Origin of the sequence: Janthinobacterium sp. Mn2066 (genome assembly GCF_049319705.1) — a bacterium.
Taxonomy (GTDB): domain Bacteria; phylum Pseudomonadota; class Gammaproteobacteria; order Burkholderiales; family Burkholderiaceae_D; genus Janthinobacterium.
In genome coordinates this window covers 18,090-41,048 of the sequence record NZ_JBMOUF010000019.1, presented here as the reverse complement: position 1 = coordinate 41,048, position 22,959 = coordinate 18,090, and the positions used below count along the sequence as shown (strand labels likewise).

The 22,959-nt window shown below is 61.7% G+C and carries 23 protein-coding genes and 1 tRNA gene; 7 read left to right on the top strand and 17 right to left on the bottom strand.

Annotated features, from left to right (window positions below):
• The first annotated feature begins 122 nt into the window (after positions 1–122).
• Together ACL9RI_RS26575 and ACL9RI_RS26570 are read left to right on the top strand one after the other, a co-directional pair.
• Positions 123–1,454: a carbohydrate porin gene (locus ACL9RI_RS26575; RefSeq protein WP_422729464.1), complete on the top strand. Its 1,332-nt coding sequence runs from the start codon at positions 123–125 to the stop codon at positions 1,452–1,454.
• 8 nt (positions 1,455–1,462) lie between these two features.
• Positions 1,463–3,136 carry an NRAMP family divalent metal transporter gene (locus tag ACL9RI_RS26570; RefSeq protein WP_422729463.1) on the top strand — a complete coding sequence of 558 codons (1,674 nt, stop codon included), beginning with the start codon at positions 1,463–1,465 and terminating at the stop codon, positions 3,134–3,136.
• Between the two features lie 112 nt (positions 3,137–3,248).
• Here ACL9RI_RS26570 and ACL9RI_RS26565 read toward each other — a convergent pair whose 3' ends face one another.
• The 4 genes from ACL9RI_RS26565 to ACL9RI_RS26550 all read right to left on the bottom strand — a co-directional run bounded on the left by ACL9RI_RS26565 (position 3,249) and on the right by ACL9RI_RS26550 (position 7,316).
• On the bottom strand, positions 3,249–5,450 hold the full coding sequence (locus tag ACL9RI_RS26565) for a TonB-dependent receptor (RefSeq protein WP_422729462.1): 2,202 nt from the start codon (positions 5,448–5,450) through the stop codon (positions 3,249–3,251).
• Positions 5,451–5,546: 96 nt separating this feature from the next.
• Positions 5,547–5,891 carry a hypothetical protein gene (locus ACL9RI_RS26560; protein ID WP_422729461.1) on the bottom strand — a complete coding sequence of 115 codons (345 nt, stop codon included), beginning with the start codon at positions 5,889–5,891 and terminating at the stop codon, positions 5,547–5,549.
• A gap of 56 nt (positions 5,892–5,947) precedes the next feature.
• A complete protein-coding gene (locus tag ACL9RI_RS26555; RefSeq protein ID WP_422729460.1) occupies positions 5,948–6,778 on the bottom strand; it encodes a helix-turn-helix transcriptional regulator in 831 nt (276 codons plus the stop codon).
• On the bottom strand, positions 6,768–7,316 hold the full coding sequence (locus tag ACL9RI_RS26550) for a YbhB/YbcL family Raf kinase inhibitor-like protein (RefSeq protein ID WP_422729459.1): 549 nt from the start codon (positions 7,314–7,316) through the stop codon (positions 6,768–6,770). The genes ACL9RI_RS26555 and ACL9RI_RS26550 overlap by 11 nt, the downstream gene beginning before the upstream one ends.
• Positions 7,317–7,560: 244 nt before the next feature.
• On the opposite strand from ACL9RI_RS26550, the gene ACL9RI_RS26545 reads away from it, so the two are divergent.
• Complete coding sequence (locus ACL9RI_RS26545; protein WP_422729458.1) at positions 7,561–8,718, top strand: PepSY-associated TM helix domain-containing protein; 1,158 nt, start codon at positions 7,561–7,563, stop codon at positions 8,716–8,718.
• 102 nt (positions 8,719–8,820) lie between these two features.
• Entirely contained in the window at positions 8,821–9,243 is a 423-nt protein-coding gene (locus tag ACL9RI_RS26540) for a PaaI family thioesterase (RefSeq protein WP_422729457.1), read from the top strand.
• Positions 9,244–9,339: 96 nt separating this feature from the next.
• Here the strand turns inward: ACL9RI_RS26540 and ACL9RI_RS26535 are convergent, their stop codons facing one another.
• The 7 genes from ACL9RI_RS26535 to ACL9RI_RS26505 form a co-directional block, all read right to left on the bottom strand.
• Positions 9,340–10,035: an anti-sigma factor gene (locus ACL9RI_RS26535; RefSeq protein ID WP_422729456.1), complete on the bottom strand. Its 696-nt coding sequence runs from the start codon at positions 10,033–10,035 to the stop codon at positions 9,340–9,342.
• Positions 10,032–10,622 carry a sigma-70 family RNA polymerase sigma factor gene (locus ACL9RI_RS26530; RefSeq protein ID WP_422729455.1) on the bottom strand — a complete coding sequence of 197 codons (591 nt, stop codon included), beginning with the start codon at positions 10,620–10,622 and terminating at the stop codon, positions 10,032–10,034. Before ACL9RI_RS26530 ends, ACL9RI_RS26535 begins: the two co-directional genes overlap by 4 nt.
• Before the next feature lie 94 nt (positions 10,623–10,716).
• Positions 10,717–11,238, bottom strand: coding sequence for a peroxiredoxin family protein (locus ACL9RI_RS26525; RefSeq protein WP_422729454.1), 522 nt, complete (start codon positions 11,236–11,238; stop codon positions 10,717–10,719).
• A gap of 59 nt (positions 11,239–11,297) precedes the next feature.
• Positions 11,298–11,975, bottom strand: a complete 678-nt coding sequence (locus tag ACL9RI_RS26520) for a BON domain-containing protein (protein WP_422729453.1) — start codon at positions 11,973–11,975, stop codon at positions 11,298–11,300.
• Positions 11,968–12,564, bottom strand: a complete 597-nt coding sequence (locus ACL9RI_RS26515; protein WP_183682364.1) for a phosphoheptose isomerase — start codon at positions 12,562–12,564, stop codon at positions 11,968–11,970. Before ACL9RI_RS26515 ends, ACL9RI_RS26520 begins: the two co-directional genes overlap by 8 nt.
• Before the next feature lie 57 nt (positions 12,565–12,621).
• Positions 12,622–12,984 carry a YraN family protein gene (locus tag ACL9RI_RS26510; protein WP_422729452.1) on the bottom strand — a complete coding sequence of 121 codons (363 nt, stop codon included), beginning with the start codon at positions 12,982–12,984 and terminating at the stop codon, positions 12,622–12,624.
• Between the two features lie 10 nt (positions 12,985–12,994).
• On the bottom strand, positions 12,995–14,206 hold the full coding sequence (locus ACL9RI_RS26505; protein WP_422729451.1) for a penicillin-binding protein activator: 1,212 nt from the start codon (positions 14,204–14,206) through the stop codon (positions 12,995–12,997).
• A gap of 153 nt (positions 14,207–14,359) precedes the next feature.
• Here ACL9RI_RS26505 and rsmI point away from each other — a divergent pair, with 153 nt between their 5' ends.
• Positions 14,360–15,268, top strand: coding sequence for a 16S rRNA (cytidine(1402)-2'-O)-methyltransferase (gene rsmI / locus ACL9RI_RS26500; protein ID WP_422729450.1), 909 nt, complete (start codon positions 14,360–14,362; stop codon positions 15,266–15,268).
• A 62-nt stretch (positions 15,269–15,330) separates the two neighbouring features.
• Here rsmI and ACL9RI_RS26495 read toward each other — a convergent pair whose 3' ends face one another.
• The gene (locus ACL9RI_RS26495) at positions 15,331–15,972 is read right to left on the bottom strand and encodes a hypothetical protein (RefSeq protein WP_422729449.1); all 642 of its coding nucleotides are present in this window, start codon (positions 15,970–15,972) and stop codon (positions 15,331–15,333) included.
• Positions 15,973–16,136: 164 nt separating this feature from the next.
• Between ACL9RI_RS26495 and ACL9RI_RS26490 the strand changes: the two genes are divergently transcribed.
• Positions 16,137–16,213 (top strand) — tRNA-Pro (locus ACL9RI_RS26490).
• 80 nt (positions 16,214–16,293) lie between these two features.
• On the opposite strand, the gene ACL9RI_RS26485 is transcribed toward ACL9RI_RS26490, so the two are convergent.
• Entirely contained in the window at positions 16,294–16,785 is a 492-nt protein-coding gene (locus tag ACL9RI_RS26485; RefSeq protein ID WP_422729448.1) for a cupin domain-containing protein, read from the bottom strand.
• A gap of 102 nt (positions 16,786–16,887) precedes the next feature.
• On the opposite strand from ACL9RI_RS26485, the gene ACL9RI_RS26480 reads away from it, so the two are divergent.
• Positions 16,888–17,799: a LysR family transcriptional regulator gene (locus ACL9RI_RS26480; RefSeq protein ID WP_422729447.1), complete on the top strand. Its 912-nt coding sequence runs from the start codon at positions 16,888–16,890 to the stop codon at positions 17,797–17,799.
• Positions 17,800–17,807: 8 nt separating this feature from the next.
• Here ACL9RI_RS26480 and ACL9RI_RS26475 read toward each other — a convergent pair whose 3' ends face one another.
• The 4 genes from ACL9RI_RS26475 to bioB form a co-directional block, all read right to left on the bottom strand.
• A complete protein-coding gene (locus ACL9RI_RS26475; RefSeq protein ID WP_422729446.1) occupies positions 17,808–18,728 on the bottom strand; it encodes a hydroxymethylglutaryl-CoA lyase in 921 nt (306 codons plus the stop codon).
• A 1-nt stretch (position 18,729) separates the two neighbouring features.
• Positions 18,730–19,662, bottom strand: a complete 933-nt coding sequence (locus tag ACL9RI_RS26470) for a 2-hydroxyacid dehydrogenase (protein ID WP_422729445.1) — start codon at positions 19,660–19,662, stop codon at positions 18,730–18,732.
• Positions 19,663–19,671: 9 nt separating this feature from the next.
• The gene (locus ACL9RI_RS26465; RefSeq protein WP_422729444.1) at positions 19,672–21,684 is read right to left on the bottom strand and encodes an acetyl/propionyl/methylcrotonyl-CoA carboxylase subunit alpha; all 2,013 of its coding nucleotides are present in this window, start codon (positions 21,682–21,684) and stop codon (positions 19,672–19,674) included.
• A gap of 197 nt (positions 21,685–21,881) precedes the next feature.
• Positions 21,882–22,928, bottom strand: a complete 1,047-nt coding sequence (gene bioB / locus ACL9RI_RS26460) for a biotin synthase BioB (RefSeq protein ID WP_422729443.1) — start codon at positions 22,926–22,928, stop codon at positions 21,882–21,884.
• Positions 22,929–22,959 lie beyond the last annotated feature (31 nt).

Genomic DNA, 22,959 nt, shown 5'->3' with positions numbered 1-22,959 from the left:
ATACCGCCCGGCTTTCCCGGCTGAGCGGCTTGTGATGCGGCGCGCGCCGCAGGCACGCTGTCGGGCTGCGCGAACGGTAACCGATGCCTGGCTTTCCATGTTTATACACAGAGGAGTTAGCCATGTTTCAAAACAAAAAGAAGGTCGCCATCGCTTTTCTGCTGGGGCGGTTGATGTACATGCCACTGTCGCTGCATGCGCAGGAAGTCGTGCCCGATGAAAACTGGAACGCAAACTTCCAGAGCACGTATCTGTGGCAGCACAAGGATGCGTTTTCCGCGCCGTATTCGGGCGACAACAGCCTGATGCCCGGGCGTGAAAAATCGTATTCGCTGACCGCTACCGCGTATTTTGGCTACCGGCCATGGCATGGCACGGAGCTGTATTTCAATCCAGAAATGATCCAGGCGGTGCCGTTTTCCGAGCTGCATGGCTTGGGCGGGCTGACCAATAGCGAGCAGCAAAAGACCAGCGGCCCGACCCCGACGTTTTACCGGGCGCGCTTGTATCTGAAGCAAACCTTTGATTTTGGCGGCGGCCAGGACGCGGTCGAATCGGGCGCCAACCAGCTGGCCGGCATGGTGGACCGGCATCGCCTGGTGATTACCGTGGGCAATATGAGCATCATCGATATCTTCGACAACAATAGCTATGCGCATGACCCGCGCACGCAATTTACCAACTGGGCCTTGCTGACCCACGGCGCCTTCGATTACGCGGCCGATGCGCGCGGCTACACCTGGGGCGCCGCCGCCGAGTATTACGACGGCGACTGGGCGTTTCGTGCCGGCCGCTACCTGGTGCCGGTGATCGCCAACGGCCAGCCGCTCGATACCCGCTATGGCAGGCTGCATGGCGACCAGGTTGAAATCGAGCGCGACTATAGCCTGGGCAGCCAGTCGGGCAAGCTCAAGCTGATGGCTTTCCGCAACCATGAAATCATGGGCAATTTCAATGACGCCATTGCCGCCGCCAGCCTGAGCGGCGGGATTCCTTCCGTGGTGGACGTGCGCCGCGAGCAAAACAAGGTGGGTTATGGCCTCAGCCTGGAGCATGCGCTGCGTCCCGATGTGGGCCTGTTCGCCCGCGCCAGCTGGAACGATGGGCAGACCGAAACCTATTCCTTCACCGAGATCGAGCGTTCGGTCAGCGCTGGCCTGTCCTTCAACGGCAACCGCTGGCGCCGGCCCAGGGATACCTTCGCGCTGGCCTTTGCCCAGAATGGCCTGAGCCAGGCGCACCGCGATTATCTGGCGCTGGGCGGACTCGGTGGTTTCATCGGCGATGGACGCCTCAATTACAAGCCTGAACAGATCATGGAAGTTTATTACAACCTGAATTTGACGGGCGCTACGGCGTTGATGCTGGGCTTCCAGCACATCAACAATCCTGGCTACAACACCGACCGTGGTCCGGTGAATGTCGATACTGTCCGGCTGCATGCCGAATTCTGAGGTGCATCATGTCCAACACTGTGCTCAAGCAAGTTCCCCCCTCGCCCGCCCCTGCCCATTCCCATGCCGGCGCCGTGCTCGATGACGCCCATGTGGGCGATATCCATGGCGCCTTCGGTTCCATCGGCGCCAACGACCATGCGCCGCGCCGCACCTGGTGGGCCAAATTCAAGACCCTGCTGGCGATACTTGGCCCCGGCCTGATCGTGATGGTGGGCGACAACGACGCCGGCGCCTTCGGCACCTATACCCAGGCGGGCCAGAACTATGGCACCACCCTGCTGTGGACTCTGCTGATGCTGATTCCCGTACTGTATATCAACCAGGAAATGGTGCTGCGCCTGGGCGCGGTGACGGGCGTCGGCCATGCGCGCCTGATCTTCGAGCGCTTCGGCAAGTTCTGGGGCGCGTTCAGCGTAATCGATTTGTTCGTGCTCAATGCCTTGACCATCGTCACGGAATTCATCGGCATCAGCCTGGGCCTCGACTACCTGGGTGTGTCGAAACTGTGGGGCCTGGTGGCGGCCGCCATCATCATCATGGGCGTGGCGACTACCGGTAATTTCCGGCGCTTCGAGCGCTTCGCCATGCTGCTGGTGTTCGGCAGCCTGCTGCTGGTGCCGGTGGTGCTGATGATCCATCCGCCGGTCGGGCAAATGGCGCATGACCTGTTGATACCAGGCTTGCCGCCCGGCAGTAAATTAAGCGAAGTGATGTTGCTGATTATCGCGATTGTCGGCACCACCGTGGCGCCTTGGCAACTGTTCTTCCAGCAAAGCTATGTCATCGACAAGCGCATCACGCCCCGTTTCATCAAGTATGAACGGATCGACTTGTGGCTGGGCATTGTGATCGTCATCGTTGGCGCGGCCGCCATGATGGCGTTTTGCGCGCAGACCTTTGGCGGGCGTCCCGAGTTCGGCAACTTCGTCGATGCGGGCGCGGTGGCCCATGGCATCGAAAAATATTATGGCCGTTTGCCTGGCGTCCTGTTTGCGCTGGCCCTGATCGACGCCAGCATCATCGGCGCGTCGGCCGTATCGTTGTCGAGCGCCTATGCCTTGGGCGATATCTTGTCGCTGAAACATTCGCTGCACCGCAAGGCAGGCGACGCCAAGGGTTTTTATGCCGTGTATTGCGGCCTGATCGCGATTGCGGCGGCGCTGGTGTTGACGCCGGGTGTATCGCTGGGCCTGCTGACGAATATGGTGCAAACCCTGGCGGGCGTCTTGTTGCCGGGCGCCACCGTGTTCTTGCTGCTGCTGTGCAATGACAAGCAAGTGCTGGGCCCGTGGGTCAATTCGCGGCTGGTCAATTACGGCGCCGGCGCCATCGTCGCGGCGCTGGTCATGATGTCCATCATCCTGACGGCGTCGGTGTTGTTCCCCAGCATTTCCGGTACCCAGATCGTCTGGATACTGGTCTCCGGCAGCTTGCTCACGGCTGCGTCGGCGATCGGCGTGAAATGGCTGGAAAAGCGGCGTGGCGTGGTCCATGCGCCACACACCGTCATCGACAGGAGCTTGCGCGACACCTGGCGCATGCCGCCCATCGAACAATTGCAACCTGCCCAGATCAGCTTGCTGAACCGTTTGTGGATGGCGGCCTTGCGCGGCTATCTGATCATTGCGGCCTTGATGCTGATGTTCAAGATGTTCCAGCTGGTGTTTGGCGCCGGCTAAGCAGCTTGCTTGGATGGAAATAAAAAGGACGCCTGATGGCGTCCTTTTTATTACGGTAATCACAGTTACCAGGCGAGAGCTCCGTAGTCCCGCCTGGCGTCGCTGTTCAGGATCAGAAGCTGGTCGACAAGCCTGCGTACAGGCTGCGGCGGGCGCCGTATTGCGGTGCGCCCACGCCTACGCCGGAACCGTCGCGCAGCAGATACGATTTATCGAACAGGTTGATCAGCGCCAGACGGCCTTCGACCTTGCCCACTGGCGTGTGGTTCCAGGTGTGGGTCAGGGCCGTATTGACGGTGAAGTAGTGCGGCAGGTGGCCCGAGTTCGGTGCGCCGCCATCCGGTGTGTCGCGCAAGCCGCTGCCGTACAGGAAGTCAGCACTTACTTGCGAATCGCCGAAGTGGTAATGCGCACCACCGGACATGGTGTAGGTCTGGTCATGGTCGAGGTAGACATAGTTCTTGCTGATGTAAGCGAGCTCGTCCGCACCGAACAGCGACTGGCCCGAGATGATGTTGCGGCCTTGCGCTTTTTGCGTGCTGGCGTTCAGGAAGGCGCCCCAGTTTTTCTCGTTGTAGATGGCCGACAGTTCCAGGCCCTTGGCATAACCTTCGGCATAGTTGAATGGCGACAAGATCAGCGCCTGGCCAAACTGGCCTTCGTCCAGCAGGTTGGTGATTTTCTTGTAGTACACGTCGGCCGTCAGGGTCAGCTTGGAGTTGACTTGATGGCTGATGCCCACGTCATAGTAATGCGTGCGTTCGGCCTTGACGTTGTCCGACGTGCCGATTTCCGGCGCATTGGTGGTATTGCCGTACAGGTCGATACTGCTTTGCGCTGCCAGTTCTTGCGGTGGCGGCGTGAAGTAGCGCGAGTAGCCGGCGTGCAAGGCGGTTCCTGGTGCAAGCTGGTAGGCCAGGTTGACGCGCGGGCTCCATTGCTGTTCGCTGGTGAAGGCTGACACTTTATCGAAGCGCACGCCATAGTTCAGGGTCAGCGGCTTGCTGATATGCCATTCATCCTGCAGGTAGAAACTGGCCAGCGTGCCCGTCTTGCCGCTGTTGTCGATGATGGTGGTCGGCGTGGTCGAGTTTTGCGCGCCGTCGTCGCCGGTCGTGAATACGCCCACCGTGTTGTTGCTGACGGTTTTTTGGCGGGTATACGCCAGGCCGGTGCGCAGCGTATGGGCTGGATTGAGTTTATAGCTGAGATCGAACTGGGCGCCCGAGGCGGTGTTCGAGCGCAGCGTATCGGACGCCACGCCGTTATAGATCAGGTCGCCGATCGAGTCTGGCGTGAAGTGCAATTCCGAATACTGGTGGAAGGCCGACACCTGGTAGTTCAGGTCGCCCAGGCTCTTTTGCAGCGACAGTACCAGGAAGCGGTTCACTTCGCGCTGGTTTTCATTGAGCTGCGACGATGGCAGGGTGGACGTGCCGGCCGCGGCATCGCTTTGGCCAGCCAGCGTGAAGCCTGGCGCCTGGTCCGGATTGTTCGGGATCTGGAAACGGCCGTTGTAGGTGCCGAACATGGCGCCCAGGCGGGTGTTGTCATCGAGGAAATACGACAGGCTGCCGAACGATTTGTTCTGGCGCGTCTTGTCGTGCAATGGGCTGCGCGTCGGTTGCGGGTTTTCCACGCCGATCGAGTTGCCCAGGTAGCTGCCGGACAGGTAGTAGTTGAACTTGCCGACGCTGCCAAAGAATTCAGCACTGGGTTCGACGTAGTTGTTGCTGCCGACCAGCACGCCGACGCGGCCGCCCGGCGTCACGCCGCCTTCCTTGGTTTCAATATCGACGATGCCGGCCGTGCGCAGGCCGAACTGGGCAGGCAAGGCGCCCGTGACGAAATCCGTGTTGGCGATCAAGCGCGTATCGATCGATTGGCCGAAACCGCTGATGCTTTCTGGCAACTGTACGCCATTGATACGGTATTGCACGTTTGCATGGTCGTCGCGCACATGCAGCGCACCGGAGCCCTTGGAGTCTTGCGATACGCCCGGCAGGCGCAGCAGGACTTCATTGAATGGCGTGTTGTCGCCCTGGCCCAGCATATTCACCATGTGGCTATCGATGCTGTAGACAGTGGTGCCAACTTTGGGCGACAGCTCGATGCGGGCGCTTTTCAAATGGGCTGAAGTGACTTCGACCGTTTGCATGTCCTGTGGTGCAGCCGTGCTGCTATCGCCACTGGTATCGGCAGCGGAAGAAACATCGGCGGCCGGTGCCGGCGCAGCATCGGCTGCATAGGCGGAAACGGAAAACAGGCTGGCAAGGGCGAGCGACAGCGCGCTCAAACGTGGAGTGTGTTGCATGGAAAACCTCAAAAATAGTCAACGCCAGACGATGCCTGCGGCGCGCGTAGACGCGGCCTGGCGTTGCCTGAAAAAAAGAAAAAAACAGCGTGGGAACTACAAGGAGATTGACGGCGGGCCGCGCACGGGCGGCAGCAACAGGGGAACGGCAAGCGTTGGTGTGACAGAAACGACCGCCAGCAAGCGGTAGGGCAATAATTGGGCGACCGGTTCAAGGACGACCGGTGGCACGGTCAGATCGGCGACCTTGTCGATGACGGTGGCGCACAGCGAGCAGTCTTCTGCCGCCAGGCTGCTCTTGTGCAAATGCGTGGCGGCGGTCGACAGCAGGAACACCAGCGCCAGTGCACTGAACATGGCCAGGCACACGCGCCATGGCGCACGCGCGAAGCTGGACTTCGCGTGGCTGGCTGGTTTGCGGTGTGGCTGGCGGATAGACATGAGCGAATAGTAGCAAGAAAACCCCTATCCTGTCATCTTGTTGCAATTAACTTGCTTTAGACTGTGGCCCGCAGGTCGCGCGGCGATAGTCCATACCGCTGGCGAAAGCGCGCCGCGAAGCGCGAGGCGGAGGCGTAGCCGCAGGCGGCGGCGATGTCGCCTATCGGAGAAATACCTGCTTGCAACTCTTGCAAGGCCATCCCCAGGCGCACGTCGTCGAGGATGTCGCGGAAATGGCGATGTTCCAGGGCCAGCTGACGCCGCAGGGTAGACGCCCCCAGCTTTAACTGGGCCGCCACCCTGGGCACGCTCCAGTCGGCCGCCGGGTCCAGCAGCAGCACTTGCTGCACCCGCGCCGCCAGCGGATCGCGGCGGTCCATCAGCAGCGGACCGCAATGGCCGTTCAACGCCAGCACCAGCAGCAAACCTTCCGCCTGGTGCGCTTGCAGGGCGGGTGGCGCGCCATTGGCCAGGCTGGCCATCAATTGATCCCAGGCCAGTGCCGCGTAGGTGTCGAGCGGCACGCACAGGCTGGCGGTGGCCGCCTGGCGCAGCTGCCCATCGACCAGGCCGCCATGGCGCGCGCGAAAACGTGCTATCAGCGCCGGTGAAAAACTGAGCACTTCCGCCAGGTAACCGTGGCTGCCCGGTAAGTTGGCCACCCCCAGTTCTTGCCCGGCCGGCATCAATACCAGCTCGCCGGTGCCGGCGCGCAGGTGGCGCTCTCCCCATTCCAGCAACTTTTCACCCTGCCGTATGCGGCACAGGCTGGTCTGGAAGATGGGCACCCGGCGCAAATTTTGCGCGCGGCGCGCCTCGATGGTGCCGCGCGCGATGCGCAGCTCGCTCGAGGCGACTTCCTGTGTTCCGGTGAACTTATCGTCCATACACGGGGGTGATGCGGGCCTGGCCCAGCGCATTGGCGTTCAGCATATAGCCGAGCATGGCGGCGCTGGATTGCTGGTCCAGTGGCAACTTGTCCACTTTCAAGGCCCATACCGTGATCTGGTAGCGGTGCGGCTTGTCGCCGGCCGGCGGGCAGGCGCCGCCAAAGGCGTTGTTGCCATAATCGTTGCGGCCTTGCACTGCGCCAGCGGGCAGGGTGGCGGCGGTGGCGCCGTGCGGCAAGGATGAGGTAGTGGCCGGCAAGTTGAACACGCTCCAGTGCCACCAGCCGCTGCCGGTCGGCGCATCGGGGTCGTAGACGGTAACGGCGAGACTCTTGGTGCCGGCCGGTACGTTCTTCCATGACAGCTGTGGCGCCAGATTGCCGCCCGAGCAGCCAAAACCTTCGAAGACTTGCGCGCTGCCCATCATCTTGCCATCGGCCACATCGGCGCTGCTGACGCTGAAGGCGGGGGCGGCTTGCACGCCAGCGTGGAGAATGAGGCCGGCGATGGCGGCCAGGAGTGTGGTGTGTTTCATGGTGTTCCCTTTCGGTAAAGTATAAGGGAAAGTGTATGCCGCGCAAGAAAACCGCATGATGCCGATCCGCTCGACAATCGTGCAGAAACGCTCAAAAATCCCTGTTTTTTGTTTATTTCAGGGCGCTTGCGCACTGTTTGTCGCAAGCGGACCGCCGTTGATTGATAACGATACGCATTCGTACACTTTCATGCTATCGTTCCGCAGCCAAAAATTTCCTTTCTACCTGTCAAGAAATCGCGCCATGTCCAAACGCCTGAGCAAGCTGTTGATCGGCAAGCTGCACCTGTATGCCGGTCTGTGGTTCGGCGCCCTGTTTGTCTTGCTGGGTTTGACCGGCTCGGCGATTGCCTGGATGCCGGAACTCGATGCCTGGCTCAATCCCACCTTGCTGCAGGCCAGCAAACCGGCCCGGGGCCAGGTGTTTCAGGTCACGCCCGCAACGGTGCAGACGGTGGTCGACCGCCTGACGGCCGACCCTGCTTATGGCCGGCCCAGCCAGATCAATCCGCCATCCGACGAGCATGATGTCTACGTGGCCAGCTACCGCCAGAAAGGCAAACCCGACGCCTTCCAGGTGGCCATCGTGCGCCAGGTGATGGTCGACCCCTACACCCTGCAAGTGAAGGGCGAGCGCGAATGGGGCCGTTTCGGCCTGTCGCGTCCTTTGTTGATGTCAGGCATGTTCCATTTGCACCGCTATCTGTTAACGGGCGACGTAGGCAAGACCATCACCGGTATTTCCGGCGTGGTCTTGCTGCTGATGGCGCTGAGCGGCATCTGGCTGTGGTGGCCGCGCCTGCAGTGGAAAGCCATCCGGAGCGCCTTGACGGTGTCGCATGGCGGTTCCTGGCCCCGCTTCAATTACACGTTTCACAAGGCGGCCGGCTTTGTTGCCGCCCCGGTGCTGGCGCTGCTGGCTTTTTCCGGCATTTATTTCAATTTGCCGCAATTGATCGTGCCCGTCGTCGGCATGGTGTCGGGCGTGATCGACAAGGATAAGCTCAGCAATGTGAGCCAGCATGGCCCCGCGATCAGCGTGGCCGAGGCCATGGCGGCCGCGCAGCAACTGTATCCGCACGGGCAAGTGTCGCGCATCGCCTTGCCGGCCAAGCCGAACGTGCCCTACGACATACGTGTGCGCCAGCCTGATGAAATTGCCCAGGGCGACGGCGCCACGCGCATTACGCTCGATTCGCGCAGCGGCCAGACCTTGCGTATCAGCGACCCTTTGACGGCGTCCAAGGGTGAGCGTTTCCTGGGCTGGCAATTCCCCTTGCACTCGGGCCAGGCCTTTGGCGTGGTGGGACGCAGCATCATCATGCTGTTTGGACTGATGCCGCTGGCATTCCTGCTGACGGGCAGCATGATCTGGTGGAAGCGGCGGCGCAGCCGGAAATAAGCGTTGGCGCAAGCCTGGCGGGAAAAATTGCTATCATCGTAGTAATTTCGGCCAGCCTGGCTGTCCGGAGACTACTGACGATAACAAGCATAGAGAGAGACCATGAGCAATCCCGACATTACCCTGGAAGTACTCAATGAACGCGGCATCGGCCGCCTGCCCAGCCACCTGGGCATCGTCATCACCTCGGTCGGCGATGGCCAGCTGACGGCCGAATTGCCCGTCTTGCCGCATTTGCTGGCGCCGAATGGCTATCTGCACGCCGGCAGCGTGGTGACCCTGGCCGATACGGCTTCCGGTTATGGCTGCATCGCCAACCTGCCCGAAGGCGCCAGCAACTTCACCACCATCGAATTGAAATCGAACCACCTGGGCACGGCCCGCGACGGCACCATCATCTGCACCGCGAAGGTCGAGCACAAGGGCCGCAACACGCAAGTGTGGGATGCCGTGGTGAAAAGCAAGGAAACGGGCAAGACGATTGCCCTGTTCCGCTGCACCCAGATGATTCTGTATCCGAAGTGAGCTTAAATTTAAATGCTGGGGTCAGTCCCTGCGGGAGCGGAATTCTCTTCATTGAACAAAATTCCCCCGGCGGGTCTGACCCCGGATGTTGCTTGCCTAGATTTTGACCCAGTTACCTTTATACAAGATCGGCCCGGTCGGTCCATCCGGATTCGGCGAGCCGCCCTTCGGTTCCAGGGTCACGGCCAGCAGGGCGACATCGTTGCCGATGGCGCGCTGGTTCAGGGCCAACTTCACGCTGCCCTTGTCAGCCAGCAAGCCCAAGGAGCGAGGATTGCCGCTCTTCGGCACGGCCCACAGCTCCAGATCGCGGTCAGCAGGCACGGGCGCGTTGCCCACCATGCGCACTTCCAGCGCGCCGTGGCGGCTGTCGGCCGTCAGCAGCAGGGCCGTCTGCGCTTTCTCATCGGTCAGGCTGGCCACATAGTTGATTTGCGGCGCCTCCAGCACGCGGGTGGCCACCACGATCACCAGCAAGGCCGCGATGGCGCTGGACGCCATGCCCAGCGAGCGCCAGAACGACAGCGAATCGCGCCACAATGCCCAACCGCCTTGCGGCGCCAGGTGCAAGCGCTGTTCGATCTGCTTCCAGACTCGTTTGGGCGGCGCCACCGGCGTGGCGAATTCCGCCATCGGCTCCAGGCGCTGGCGCCATTCGGCCGTGATATTGCGCAAGTCGGCGTCATTGTGCAGCCAGCCCTCGAAACGGCGCCGCGCGCCGCCCTTCAAGGTGCCCAGCACGTATTCGGAAGCCAGTTTCTGGCGCAGCGTATCGTTGCCGCGGATATTCATGAGGCCTCCCGTTTCGCCAGGCACGTGCGCAGCCGCTCAAGGCTGCGCCGTATCCACGTCTTCACGGTGCCGATCGGCAGCGACATCTGCTGCGCCACTTCGCTATGCGACAGGTCATGGTAATACGCGAGCGCGACCACCTGCCGGTGCAGCCCTTCCAGGGCCGACATGCAAAACGCCAGCGCCTTGGCATCGCCGCTCAGCTGCAGCGACTCTATCGGCGTGGCCTGGGGATCTCGTAGTGCATTCATGACTTCGCTATCAAACTGTTCGGCATCGATTTCCACTGTGTCGTCGCTGCGCCGCAACACATCGAACGCCTTGTTGCGCACGATGGTGGCCATCCAGGTCATCGGCGCCGCCAGATGGCTCTGGTAGGAGGCAGCGTTGTTCCAGATGGCGACGAAACCCTCTTGCAAGGCTTCTTCAGCGAGCTCTTGCTTATGCAATATACGCAGCGCGAAGCCAAACAGTTTCGATGATGTGGATTGATATAGCAGACGGAACGCGGAAGCGTCCTTGTTGCCGGCGGCGAGTAGCCAGGTTTTCAGTTGTTGCGGGTCGAGTGCTTGGGCGTCGGAGGACACGGCTGGCCTTCAGAAGGTGAACGGGAATCACGCAGAGGCAGGTTATAACAATTTTGCAATGCTTAGCAACAAAGTTTTGTGCAGTGTGCCAGTGTCAGCCCGCCAGCGCGGTTTCCAGCAGTTTGTGCAATTCTGCAAACTCCGGCTTGCCCACGTAGCGCTTGAGGATCTTGCCCTGCTTGTCGAGCACGAAAGTGGTCGGCGTCAGGGCCACGTCGCCATACGCCTTGGCCACGGAGCCCGTGGCGTCCAGCGCCACCTTGAAGGGCAGCTGGCGCGTTTCAGCAAAATTGAGCACGTAGTTGGCGGGGTCGTACTGCATCGCCACGGCGACGAATTCCAGGCCTTGCCCCTTGTACTTATTGTACGTATCGACCATTTCCGGCATTTCCGCTACGCAAGTGGTGCAGGACGTGGCCCAGAAATTGACCATCACCACCTTGCCGCGCAGGCTGGCGGAGGAAATCGTCTCTCCCTTGATGGTGTGGAAGCTCACATCCGGTGCACTTTGCTTCTTGCTGACCGAGGCATAGGCGACCGCCACCACGCCAGCCACGAGGACGGCGATCAGGGCGGGCTTGATCCAGGACTTGGCGGCGGGAGTCGGTGTTGACATGGTATGTACGCAGTATGAGCTATTTCAATAATGACTAAGCAATGATTACTGAGCAATGATTACTGTTGCGGCGTATCGTTGCTGGCGCGCTGTTGCGGCGGATCTGGCTGCAACTGTTTCAGTTCGGCTTCCGTGATGTAGTCGAATACCTTGACCACTTTTTGCACGCCGCCCACGCCGCGCGCCACATCGGCGGCCACCGTGCCTTCGCGCTGGGTCACGCGGCCCATCAGGAAGACGGTGGCGTTTTCGGTCACCACCTTGAACGAGGCGGCCGAAATGGTTTTCATGTCCACCAGGCTGGCCTTGACCTTGGTGGTGATCAAGGTGTCGTTGGTGCGCGAGGTGTAGCTGGCGGGGCCGGCAATGATCAGCTCATTGTCTACCGATTGCACGCCTTCGATGCCGCGCACTTCGTTCTCGACGGCACGTTTCATCGCTTCATCGCGCACTTCGCCCGTCAGCAGGACGCGGCGGTTGAAGCTGGTGACATTCACATGGCCGATATCGCCAACGATGGCCGGGATGCGCGATTCACCTTTCAATGCGATCGACTTGTCTTCGGTCTGGGCGCCCAGGGTGCGGCGGTCTGCCGCAGCGACGCCGCCCATCACTGCGCCGCCGACCATCAGTTCGATGCAGCCGGTGAGTGAAGTCATCATGACGCCGCACAAGAGTGCGGTCGCCAGTGGGCGTTGTACGCGTTTCCAGCCTGGGCCAGTACCGAATTTAGTCATTCACATCTCCTCCGAACAAAGCAACGTCGATGCCGTCGCAAATGCAGTGTATGGTTGTCAAATGTACTTCCTGGATACGCGCCGTGCGCGAGGCAGGCACGCAGATATGCACGTCGGCGTCGGTCAGCATCTTGCCGATGGCGCCGCCGTCCTTGCCCGTCAGTGCCACCACGCGCATTTCGCGCTCAAGCGCTGCTTCCACGGCCGCCATCACGTTGGCCGAATTGCCCGACGTCGAGATGGCCAGCAGGATATCGCCGGCCTGGCCGAACGCCTGCACTTGCTTGGAGAAAATCTCGCGGTAGCTGTAATCGTTGGCGACGGCCGTCATGATCGACGTGTCCGTGGTCAGCGCCAGTGCCGGCAGCGGAAAGCGCTCGCGCTCGAAACGGCCTACCAGCTCAGCAGCAAAGTGCTGGCAGTCGGCCGCGGAACCGCCATTGCCGCAGGCGAGAATCTTGTTGCCATTCGACAATGCGGAAAACATCAGCTCGATCGCTTGTGCAATCGGTTGTGCCAGTACCGTAGCGGCCTGGATCTTGAGTTCGGCACTTTCGTGGAAGTGCGAGAGGATGCGTTGATTATTCATAGTCTGCCGATTATAGTGCAGGTGCGCGGTATGGCGAACAAGCACTGTAAAAAATGCTTACATATCCAAAATGTTTTTCAGCCAGCTGATTTGGTTGACACCTTGGATGCCATCGATGGCCACCGCGTCGAAGCGGCAGGGTGGCAGCTTTTTTTGCCCCAGCAGATAAGTCTGGGCCGCGCGCACCATGCGCCGCTGCTTGGCCGGCGTGATGCTGGCCAGGGCGCCGCCGAAGGCCGTGCTGCTGCGCCGGCGCACTTCGACAAACACGATCACCTTGCCGTCGCGCATGATCAGATCGAGTTCGCCGCCCTTGCACAGGAAATGGCGCTGCAGCAGCGCCAGGCCCTGCAGCAGCAAATACGCCAGTGCATCGTCTTCCGCCTGCCGCCCCAGTATTTGCGTATTCTGTGCAGGCATGGCGGCTGTCCTACTGTGCTGGCGGCGTGTTGGCTGGCGGCCACACGGCCACGGCGCCGTTCTGGTAGCTGGCCGCCTGTTCCGTGCGTTCAAAACGCAGCTGGCCCGCGTCGGAGCGCACCGATAAACGGCCCGTCACGCCATCGAGGGTAAACGGCGCGCCCGGCCGCAGCGCCACTTCACGCGCCACGCGGAAGGCATCGATGCCCAGCGCATACAGGCGCTCCATGTCGGCCGTCAGGCGGCGGTCGTTGGGCTGTGGCGGTTGCGGATACACCATCACTTGCGGATGATCGCGCTGTACCTGCCAGGGCAAGTCCAGCAGGCGCACGCCGTCCAGCTCGGGGCCGCTGGCGCCTCGCCCGGCGCCGGGATTCAGTGAAGACGTACCATATAAAGGCAGGTCGCTGCCGATGGCCACGCGCAGCTGGCGCGCCTGGTCGGCGTCCAGCGCGGCAAACAGCAGGCCCGGCGGCGTGGCGGCCAGGCGCGCGCGCAGCTGCACCATTTCGGCGTCGCTCAGGTAGCCATTCACGGCCGACAGTTCGACCACGTCGACCTTGCCGCCCTGGCGCAGCCATTCCTGCTTGAAGGCCGTGCTGATGCGGCGCTGCGACGGTGCGCCGGCCGACAGGATCAGCGCGCTGGCGCCCGGCTGCTCGCTGGCGGCCCAGGCAGCCACCTGGCGTGCTTCCGCTTCGATCGACAGGCCGATCACCAGCAGCTTGGCGGGCAGGCGCGCTTCGTCGCGGTTGTCGGGATGATTCAGGGCAATCGTCGGCTTGGTGACCAGGTCGCTATTGACCACGGCTGTCACGGCCGAGCGCGCCAAAGGTCCCACCACGATATCCTGCTCCCTTTGCGCCTGCGCAAAGGTGTTCAGTACGTCGCTGGTGGCGTCGCCCGTGTCGATCACGCTCACTTCAAAGCCGCTGCGGTCGCGCTCGTAGGCCGCCATGAAGCCGGCGCGCAGCAGTTCGGCGGCCGGGCCCAGGGTTTCCGAACGCAGCGGCAGCAGCAGGCCGATATGGTGCTGCTGGCCATCGGACGGCGCTGGCGCCGTGGCGGGGGGCATGTCTTGCCGGATGCCGGTGGCAGGCTTGTTCGGGATGGGCGCCACGTTGGGCGTGCCGCCCTCGTCATACGAGGTAATATTCGGCACCGCCACGGCAAACGTCACCGGCTCGGGCGCTGGCGGGCGCGGTGGCCGCGGCGGCGGCACGGGCTTCGGCGGCGGCAGCGCACTTGTGTTTGATTCAATAGGCGCGCACAATTGCCCGGGCGCGTCGCAAGGCGTGCTGCAAGCGCTCAGCATGCCGGCCGCGGCACAAACAAGCAGTAACTTCACACTATTAGCAAGCATCTGACCCCCAAAATGACCGTACAAGAAAGTAGTTTAATCGCCAACCTTCCCATCATGACAGAGGCGGCGCACCAGGTCTATCCTATAGCAACATTGTATGTAGTGGCCACGCCGATCGGCAATGTGACCGATATCAGCCTGCGCGCGCTGCATCTGCTGAGCCTGGCCGACGCCGTCGCCTGTGAAGATACCCGCAATACGGCGCACCTGATGACGCGTTTCGGCTTGAACAAGCCTTTGATTGCTGCGCATCAACATAATGAACGTGAAGTGGCGCAAACCCTGATTGCCCGCCTGCAAGCCGGCGAGCGCATCGCCCTGGTTTCCGACGCGGGCACGCCCGCCGTCTCCGACCCTGGCGCGCGCATCGTCGACGCCGTGCGCGCAGCCGGCTTGCGCGTGCTGCCCCTGCCCGGCCCATCGGCGGCGATCACGGCCATTTCCGCCAGCGGCTTGCTCAACGACCAGTTTTATTTTGTCGGCTTCCTGCCGGCCAAGGCCAAGCAGCGCGAAACCATGCTGCACAGCTTGCGCGGCGTGACCGCCACCATGGTGTTTTACGAAGCGCCGCACCGCATCCTCGATTGCGCCACGGCCCTGGTCGAAGCGTTCGAGCCGACCCGGCAAGTGGTGTTTGCGCGCGAACTGACGAAACTGTTTGAAGAAGTGCACCGCTGTCCCCTGTCGGAAGCCGAAGCCTGGATACGCGCCGACGCGCACCGTGAAAAAGGCGAATTCGTCGTCCTGCTGGAAGGCGCCACCGAAGCGCAGGATGCAGAAGACGTGGAAGCCGAGCGCATCCTCAACATCCTGCTGGCCGAATGCAGCGTGAAACAGGCCGCCAACCTGACGGCGCAAATCACGGGCCGCAAGAAAAACGCTTTATATGAGCGGGCGCTGCAGTTGAAGGGGCAGGAATAAGCGTAGTCCGTCCTACCCAGATTGGGTGGGATCGTACCCAATCTGGGTATCTTGTCAGTGTGTTACCACTTGCATCCGCTATCTTTTTTATCCAGCAACATCAGCACGGGCGCAAAGATGCCTGCACCGGAATAAGCGGTGCGGCAATCGCCGCGCCTGCCTTCGGCGATATCGCGCGCCAGCTGGGTTTCCGTTTGCAGCGGCTTGTCGGGGATCTGTCCCACCGCCGTGCCGACCTTGGACGGGTCGCGCTCACCGGCGACCTTGCGCGCCGTTTTCAGGGCGGCGTTCATGTCGAACTTTGGCGCCTCGTTGGCCAGCGCATCGGGCGCGGCTGCCGGTGCTGGTGGCGCGGCGGGCGCGATGGTGACCATATTCTGGCTGGGCGGCTGCGCCGTGATCAGGGGCGTCTCTTCCCTGCTGATGGTTTTCCTTGGCGCGCTGATCGGCTTGGGTTCGCGTTTTGGCTTCGCTTCCGCAATCGGCGGCGGCGGTGGCTTGGCGGCCAGCGGGCGTATCCAGACGGCGATCGATTCCACGCGCGGGCCGGTATCGGAAATCGCCGGTGGTTTCACCGCTCGCCAGACATAGATCAAGCCGGCGTGCAGCAGCAGCGACACGGCGACGCCCAGCGCGATGCCGCGCCGATTACGCAAGAAAGGAACAGTATCCCCTTGCGCGTGGATTTCTGTAGTGAAATGCATTGCCGTCCTCAACGTCCTTAGATCGGGAAAACCTGCAAACCCAGTGTCGCATACTTCACAAGTTTTTAAAAATACATGAGCCTATGTGCCGCCCGTAAATAATTTACATAGAGTTGCACCTGACCCTTGACCGAAATCGATACGGTCTGTATTATCTTGGTCTTCGGAGTGTGGCGCAGCCCGGTAGCGCACCTGGTTTGGGACCAGGGGGTCCAAGGTTCGAATCCTTGTACTCCGACCAAATTTGTAGAAAAAAACCCAGAAGTTTCGGCTTCTGGGTTTTTTTTCGTCCCGAGTTTTGGCAGATATTGCAGCCTTCTCTTATTCCCCTTCCCAGTAATCGAGCGAGCAATCCAGCTTGCCGATGATGCGCGCGCCTTGCCCATCCATCACGCTATATTTTCCGGAATCGGGAAATTCCGCAATCTCGGGCGCCATCTGCGTGCTGACGGCCAGATAGCGTAGTTCTGCCTCGCTGGTATTAATCAGTTGATGGGCTGTTTCCACGCCGCCCGCCGGGCAGCAGATAAAATCGCCGGCCCGTACGGCATGGCGCTGATCACCGATACGCATTTCACCGCTGCCTGCCAGGATATAAAACAGTTCTTCATTCACGCGGTGGTTGTGAAATGGGAAGGCGCGTAGTCCGGGTGCCAGGCTGATGACGTTGTAGCCCAGCTTTTGTGCTCCTAGTTGCGCTCCGACCATGGCGATACGCGGCGCATAGCGCTGTGCCGTTTCTCCGCTGGCTGCGTAGGCGGCTGGCAGGGGAGACAAAGCCAGGGTATCGAGATTGATGATAGGGCGCTGCATGGTGTTCTCCATAGTGTTGTGCTGGCAGCGATTATAGAAGTTTAAATTATCAAGAAATATATGGTTAGTTGTAATACACTGTTCATTTATCTTTGACAATAAATGCGCCATATGGTGAACCTGAATCGATTCCAGTCATTTATCAGCATCGTGGAGATGAAATCGTTTACCCGGGCAGCCGCGCACCTGGGGCTGAGCAAGGCCATGCTCAGTTTTAACCTGAAGCAGCTGGAAGCGGAGCTGGGCGTGTCGCTGCTGACGCGTACCACGCGCCGCCTGGCATTGACGCAGGCGGGTGAGCGTTTTTATGCCGATTGCGTCAGTGTCGTGCGCCAGGCCGAGGCCGCTATCGACGATGCGCGCAGCAGTCACCAGACCCTGAGCGGCACCTTGCGCGTGACGTCGACGGCAGAATATGGCGTGCGTTTTGTCGTGCCAGCCCTGGCTACTTTCGCTGCCGAACACCGTGACTTGCAGGTGGACTTTTCCGCTTCGCCGCAACCGGCCGATTTGATCGCCCAGCAGTTTGACCTGGCCATCCGCCTGGGTAGCCTGAGCGATTCCAGTTATCGCGCGGCGCGTGTAGCGCAGTTTCAGACCGTGGCAGTGGCCACGCCAGCGTATCTCGCCCGTCATCCCGCCGTGCGCGTGCCCGAGGACTTGCAGGCCATGGATGGCATTTTCCATAGCCGCTTCGAAGGCGCGCTAACGTGGACGGCAGACGATGGTGCCACGTTTGTGACGCAGCATGCGCGGCGCCGCATCGTGGCCGATAACGCGTCCGCCATGCTGGCGTTCGTGCTGGCCGATACTGGCGTGGCCGTGCTGCCCGATTGGTTGGTAGCCGACGAACTGCGCAGCGGCCGTTTGCAGCGCCTCTTATCTGGCTATCGTTTGCCGCAGCAAGGTACGTTTGCCGTATTTCCGAATACGCCGCACGTGCCGGCCAAGGTGCAACGTTTCATCGCCCATTTCCGCGAGTATGTTGCCGCCCAGCCGGCCGCCGATACATGACTATCGGATTACCCCAGCCGTTTCGCCGCAATCGCATTACCCGCGCGGCTGGAACCCTTGCGGCCCAGCTGCTGCGAGATGAACTGGCCCGCGTCCACCACCAGCTCCAGGTCGATCCCGGTGGCGATCCCCAGGCCTTGCATCATGTACAGCACGTCCTCGGTGGCCACGTTGCCGGTGGCGCCCTTGGCGTAGGGGCAGCCGCCCAGGCCGGAAACGGACGAGTGGTAAATCGCGATGCCCGTTTCCAGGCTGGCGTAGATATTGGCCAGCGCCTGGCCATAGGTATCGTGGAAGTGGCCGGACAAGCCGCCCACATGGAAGGCGCGGATGGCGCGCTCCATCACGGCCTGCGTCTTGCGCGGCGTGGCTACGCCGATGGTGTCGGCGATGTCGATTTCATCGCAACCCAGGTCGCGCATGCGCTGCACCACGTCTTCCACCGCATCGAGGGGCACCTCACCTTGATATGGGCAGCCGAACGCGCAGCTGATGCTGCCGCGCAGGCGCAGGCCATGTTGCTTGGCTGCTTTCGCCACGCCTTCGAAGCGGGCGATCGATTCGGCGATCGAGCAGTTGATATTTTTTTGCGAGAACGCTTCCGACGCCGAACCGAAAATCACCACTTCGTCGGCTTTTGCCGCCAGCGCCGCGTCGAAGCCCTGCATGTTCGGCGTCAGCGCGGAATAGATCGTGCCGGGGCGGCGCGCAATCTTTTCCATCACTTCTGCGCTGGTGGCCATCTGCGGCACCCATTTGGGCGACACGAAGGACGCCGCCTCGATATTGGCGAAACCGGCTTGCGCCAGCCGGTCGACCAGTTCGATCTTGACGGCGGCGCTGATGGTTTCCTTTTCGTTTTGCAGGCCGTCGCGAGGACCCACTTCGACGATTTTTACTTGTTTCGGCAGACTTGCGTGAGGGTTCATCTCAGTATCCTTGCAAACGGTTGACGATGCCGGCGACCATGTCGCCAGCTTGCAGGCGCCGCATCTTGGCGGCGATTTGCACCACGCTTTCGTGGCGCAGGGTGGCCGCTGAAATGTGCGGCGTGATGGTGATGCGTGGCTCTTGCCAGAACGGGTGCTGTTGCGGCAGCGGCTCGTTGCGGAACACGTCCAGGGTGGCGCCTGCGATATGGCCCGAGCGTATCAGGGTCAGCAGATCCGGTTCGGCGATATGCGCGCCGCGCGCCACGTTGATCACATAAGCGCCCGGCAGCAGCATCGACAGGCGCGTGCGGTCCAGCAGGTTATGCGTGTCGGGCGTCAGCGGCAGCATGCAGACCAAGAGGCGCGTGCCGCGCAAGAAGGATTCCAGGCCCTCCTCGCCCGCAAAGCAGTGCACGCCATCGATGTGCTTCTGGCTGCGGCTCCAGCCGCGCAGCGGAAATTCGAATTGCGCCAGCGCGTCCAGCACACGGGTGCCCAGCGCGCCCATGCCCAGCACGCCAACGGGAAAATCGGCTTTGTCAAAGGCGGGCAGCGGTTGCCAGATACCGGCGCGGGCTTGCGCCTCATAATCGTCGAAACGGCGGAAATGGCGCAGCACGGCGTGGCTCACATATTCAGCCATCTGCACGCCCATGCCCGCATCGTCCAGGCGCACCAGCGGCACCTGCGCCGGCAGCGCGTCGCCAAACTTCAGCAAGGCATCCACGCCGGCGCCCGTGTTGAAGATGGCTTTGACTTCGCTCAATGCCGGCAGCATGGCCGCTGGCGGCTGCCAGACGACCGCATAGTCGCATGGTGCGACAGCTACGCCGTCGCGCCAGAAAATGATCTCGGCCTCGGGCAGCTGGGCGTTAAAATCGGCGATCCACGCTGCTTGCTTGCCGTCCGAACGTTGTAGAAGGATGCGCATCGTACTGACTCAGGCGGCCGCCTTGAAGGCCAGCAGCGGTGCGCCGTCAGCCACCTGGTCGCCCACGGCATACAGCACGTCTTCCACCAGGCCGTCGTGCGGCGCGGCGATGGTGTGCTCCATCTTCATCGCTTCCATGATGACCAGCGGCTCGCCCTTCTTCACATCCTGCCCTTTACCCACCAGCACGGCGACCACCTTGCCCGGCATCGGCGCCGTCAGGCGTCCGCCCTCGGCCTCCACTTCGCCCGCATGCGCCATCGGGTCGTTGTAGTGCAGGGTATGGTGCGCGCCGCCCGTGAACACGTGGAACTGTTCGCCGTCGCGCAGCACCGTGCCGTGCACGGCGCGCTCGCCCAGCTTGATGTGCAGTTCCAGGCCTTGATTTGTCGTCAGGCTCACAGGCTGGCCGTTGAACTGCCAGCCATCGGCGGCGTACGTCACGCGTACCGCATACGCTTTGCTGTCGCTGGCCAGCGCAAATTCGTCAGCAAAAGACAGGCTGCGTTTCAGCGCACTGTTCAAGCGCCAGCCCTGGGCATTACCCCACGGGCCGCTGCCCTCGTTGGCGGCCGCTTCCTGCGTCAGCAGGGCCACGGATGCCAGCGCCAGGGCCGTATAGGGGGCCGCTTGCAGGGCAGGAAACAGCGCATCGTGATGGCGTTCGATCAAACCCGTATCGAGATCGGCGCTGGAAAATGCCTGGCCCAGTACCAGGCGTTTCAAAAAGGCGATATTGGTGGCCAGGCCGACGATCTGGTATTCGGACAGTGCCTGCGCCATGCGCGCCAGCGCCTCGCGGCGGTCCGCGCCCCAGACGATCAGCTTGGCGATCATCGGATCGTAGAACGGCGAAATCGTATCGCCTTCGCGCACGCCCGAATCGATGCGCACGCCGGCTGGCAGTGGCGTGCCACCCAGTTCAAACGTGACCGCTTGCGGCGCGTGCATATGGCGCAAGGTGCCGATCGACGGCAAGAATCCCTTTTCCGGATTTTCCGCGTAGATGCGCGCCTCGATGGCGTGGCCGTGGATCGCCAGTTCGCTTTGTTTTTTCGGCAGCGGCTCGCCAAAGGCGACGCGCAACTGCCATTCCACCAGGTCGGTGCCGGTGATCATTTCCGTTACCGGATGCTCCACCTGCAGGCGGGTGTTCATCTCCATGAAGTAGAACGAGCCATCCTGGTTGGCGATGAATTCCACCGTTCCCGCACCCACGTAGCCGACAGCCTTGGCGGCGGCCACGGCCGCCTCGCCCATGGCAGCACGGCGCTCGGCAGGCATGCCCGGCGCCGGCGCTTCTTCCAGCACCTTTTGATGGCGGCGCTGCACCGAGCAGTCGCGCTCGAACAGGTAGATGCAATTGCCCACAGTATCGGCAAACACCTGGATTTCGATATGGCGCGGACGCGACAGGTATTTCTCGGCCAGTACCTTGTCGTCGCCAAAAGAGCTGATCGCCTCGCGCTTGCAGGAAGCCAGCGCCGCCTTGAAGTCAGCCGAGTTTTCAATCACGCGCATGCCCTTGCCGCCGCCGCCCGCCGACGCTTTCAGCAGCACCGGATAGCCGATCTGGTCGGCTTGGGTCTGCAGGAAATCGGCATCCTGATTCTCGCCATGGTAGCCCGGCACCAGCGGCACATGGGCTTTTTCCATCAGCGACTTGGCGGCCGACTTGGAACCCATGGCGCGCATGGCCGATGCCGGCGGGCCGATAAACACCAGTCCCGCTGCCTGGCAGGCGTCGGCAAAGTCCGCGTTCTCGGACAAAAAGCCGTAGCCGGGATGGATTGCCTGTGCGCCCGTGGCCAGCGCCACGGCGATGATCTTGTCGCCGCACAGATAGCTTTCCTTGGCTGCGGCGGGCCCGATCAAGACTGCTTCATCGCACATGGCGACGTGCCTGGCCTTGGCGTCCGCTTCCGAATACACGGCGACCGTCTGGATGCCCATGCGGCGCGCGGTAGCGGCGACACGGCAAGCGATTTCGCCACGGTTGGCGATCAGGATTTTAGTAAACATGGTCTCTCTTCGGGGTCAGACCCGTTGGGTCTGACCCCAGCCTTTCTGTGGGCTAATGTTATATGTTAACGGCTGTTTTGCAGCCGTATGTCTCCGTCTTGCCAATCGCCCGATCCGATGAGTACGGGGGCGAATTTTCTAACCCAAAAGCAAAATACCGGGGTCAGACCCAAAGGGTCTGACCCCTTGATTCGTTATCAGCAGCCGCACTTCTCTTTCTGTACCGATTCGAGCATGGCGCCGCGCGTTTGCAGGCCCAGTTTGTTCAACAGGGTGCGGTCGTCTTCCGCTTCCGGGTTGTCGGTGGTGAGCAGCTTGTCGCCGTAGAAGATGGAATTGGCGCCCGCCAGGAAGCACATCGCCTGCACCGCTTCGCCCATCTGGCGGCGGCCTGCGGACAGGCGCACGCGCGCTTTTGGCATGGTGATGCGGGCCACGGCAATCGTGCGCACGAATTCGAACGGGTCCAGCGCGTCCAGGCCGTACAAGGGCGTGCCTTCGACCTGCACCAGGTGGTTCACCGGTACCGATTCAGGATATGGATTCAGGTTGGCCAGCTGGGCGATCAGGCCAGCGCGCTGCAAGCGCGTTTCGCCCATGCCGACGATACCGCCGCAGCATACTTTCAAGCCTGCTTCGCGCACGCGGCCCAGGGTGTCCAGGCGGTCCTGGTATTCACGGGTGGAGATCACGTTGTCGTAGAACTCGGGCGCCGTATCCAGGTTGTGGTTGTAGAAATCGAGGCCGGCGTTTTTCAGGCGGTCGGCCTGGCCTTCTTCCAGCATGCCCAGGGTGGCGCAGGTTTCCAGGCCCAGGGCCTTGACCTTGCTGACCATTTCCTCGACTTTTTCCATGTCGCGGTCTTTCGGGCTGCGCCAGGCGGCGCCCATGCAGAAGCGCGTGGCGCCGTTGGCCTTGGCCTGGCGTGCGGCGTCCAGCACCGTGTCGATGTCGAGGATTTTTTTCGCTTCCACGCCCGTGTCGTAGCGGGCTGCTTGCGGGCAGTAGCCGCAGTCTTCTTCGCAGCCGCCGGTCTTGATCGACAACAGGGTCGCCAGTTCCACGTCGCCGTCAGGGAAGTTGGCGCGGTGGGTTTGCTGGGCCTTGAACATCAGGTCATTGAACGGCAGGTCGAACAGGGCCAGCACATCTTCCAATGGCCAGGTGGCCGCTTCGGGCAGGGTGATGCGCGCTGCAGGGCGGTGCAGTTCGACGGTTTTTGCTGCTGCTTGAACTTGAGACATGGTGATTCCTTCGCTGATATTTTGGTATATA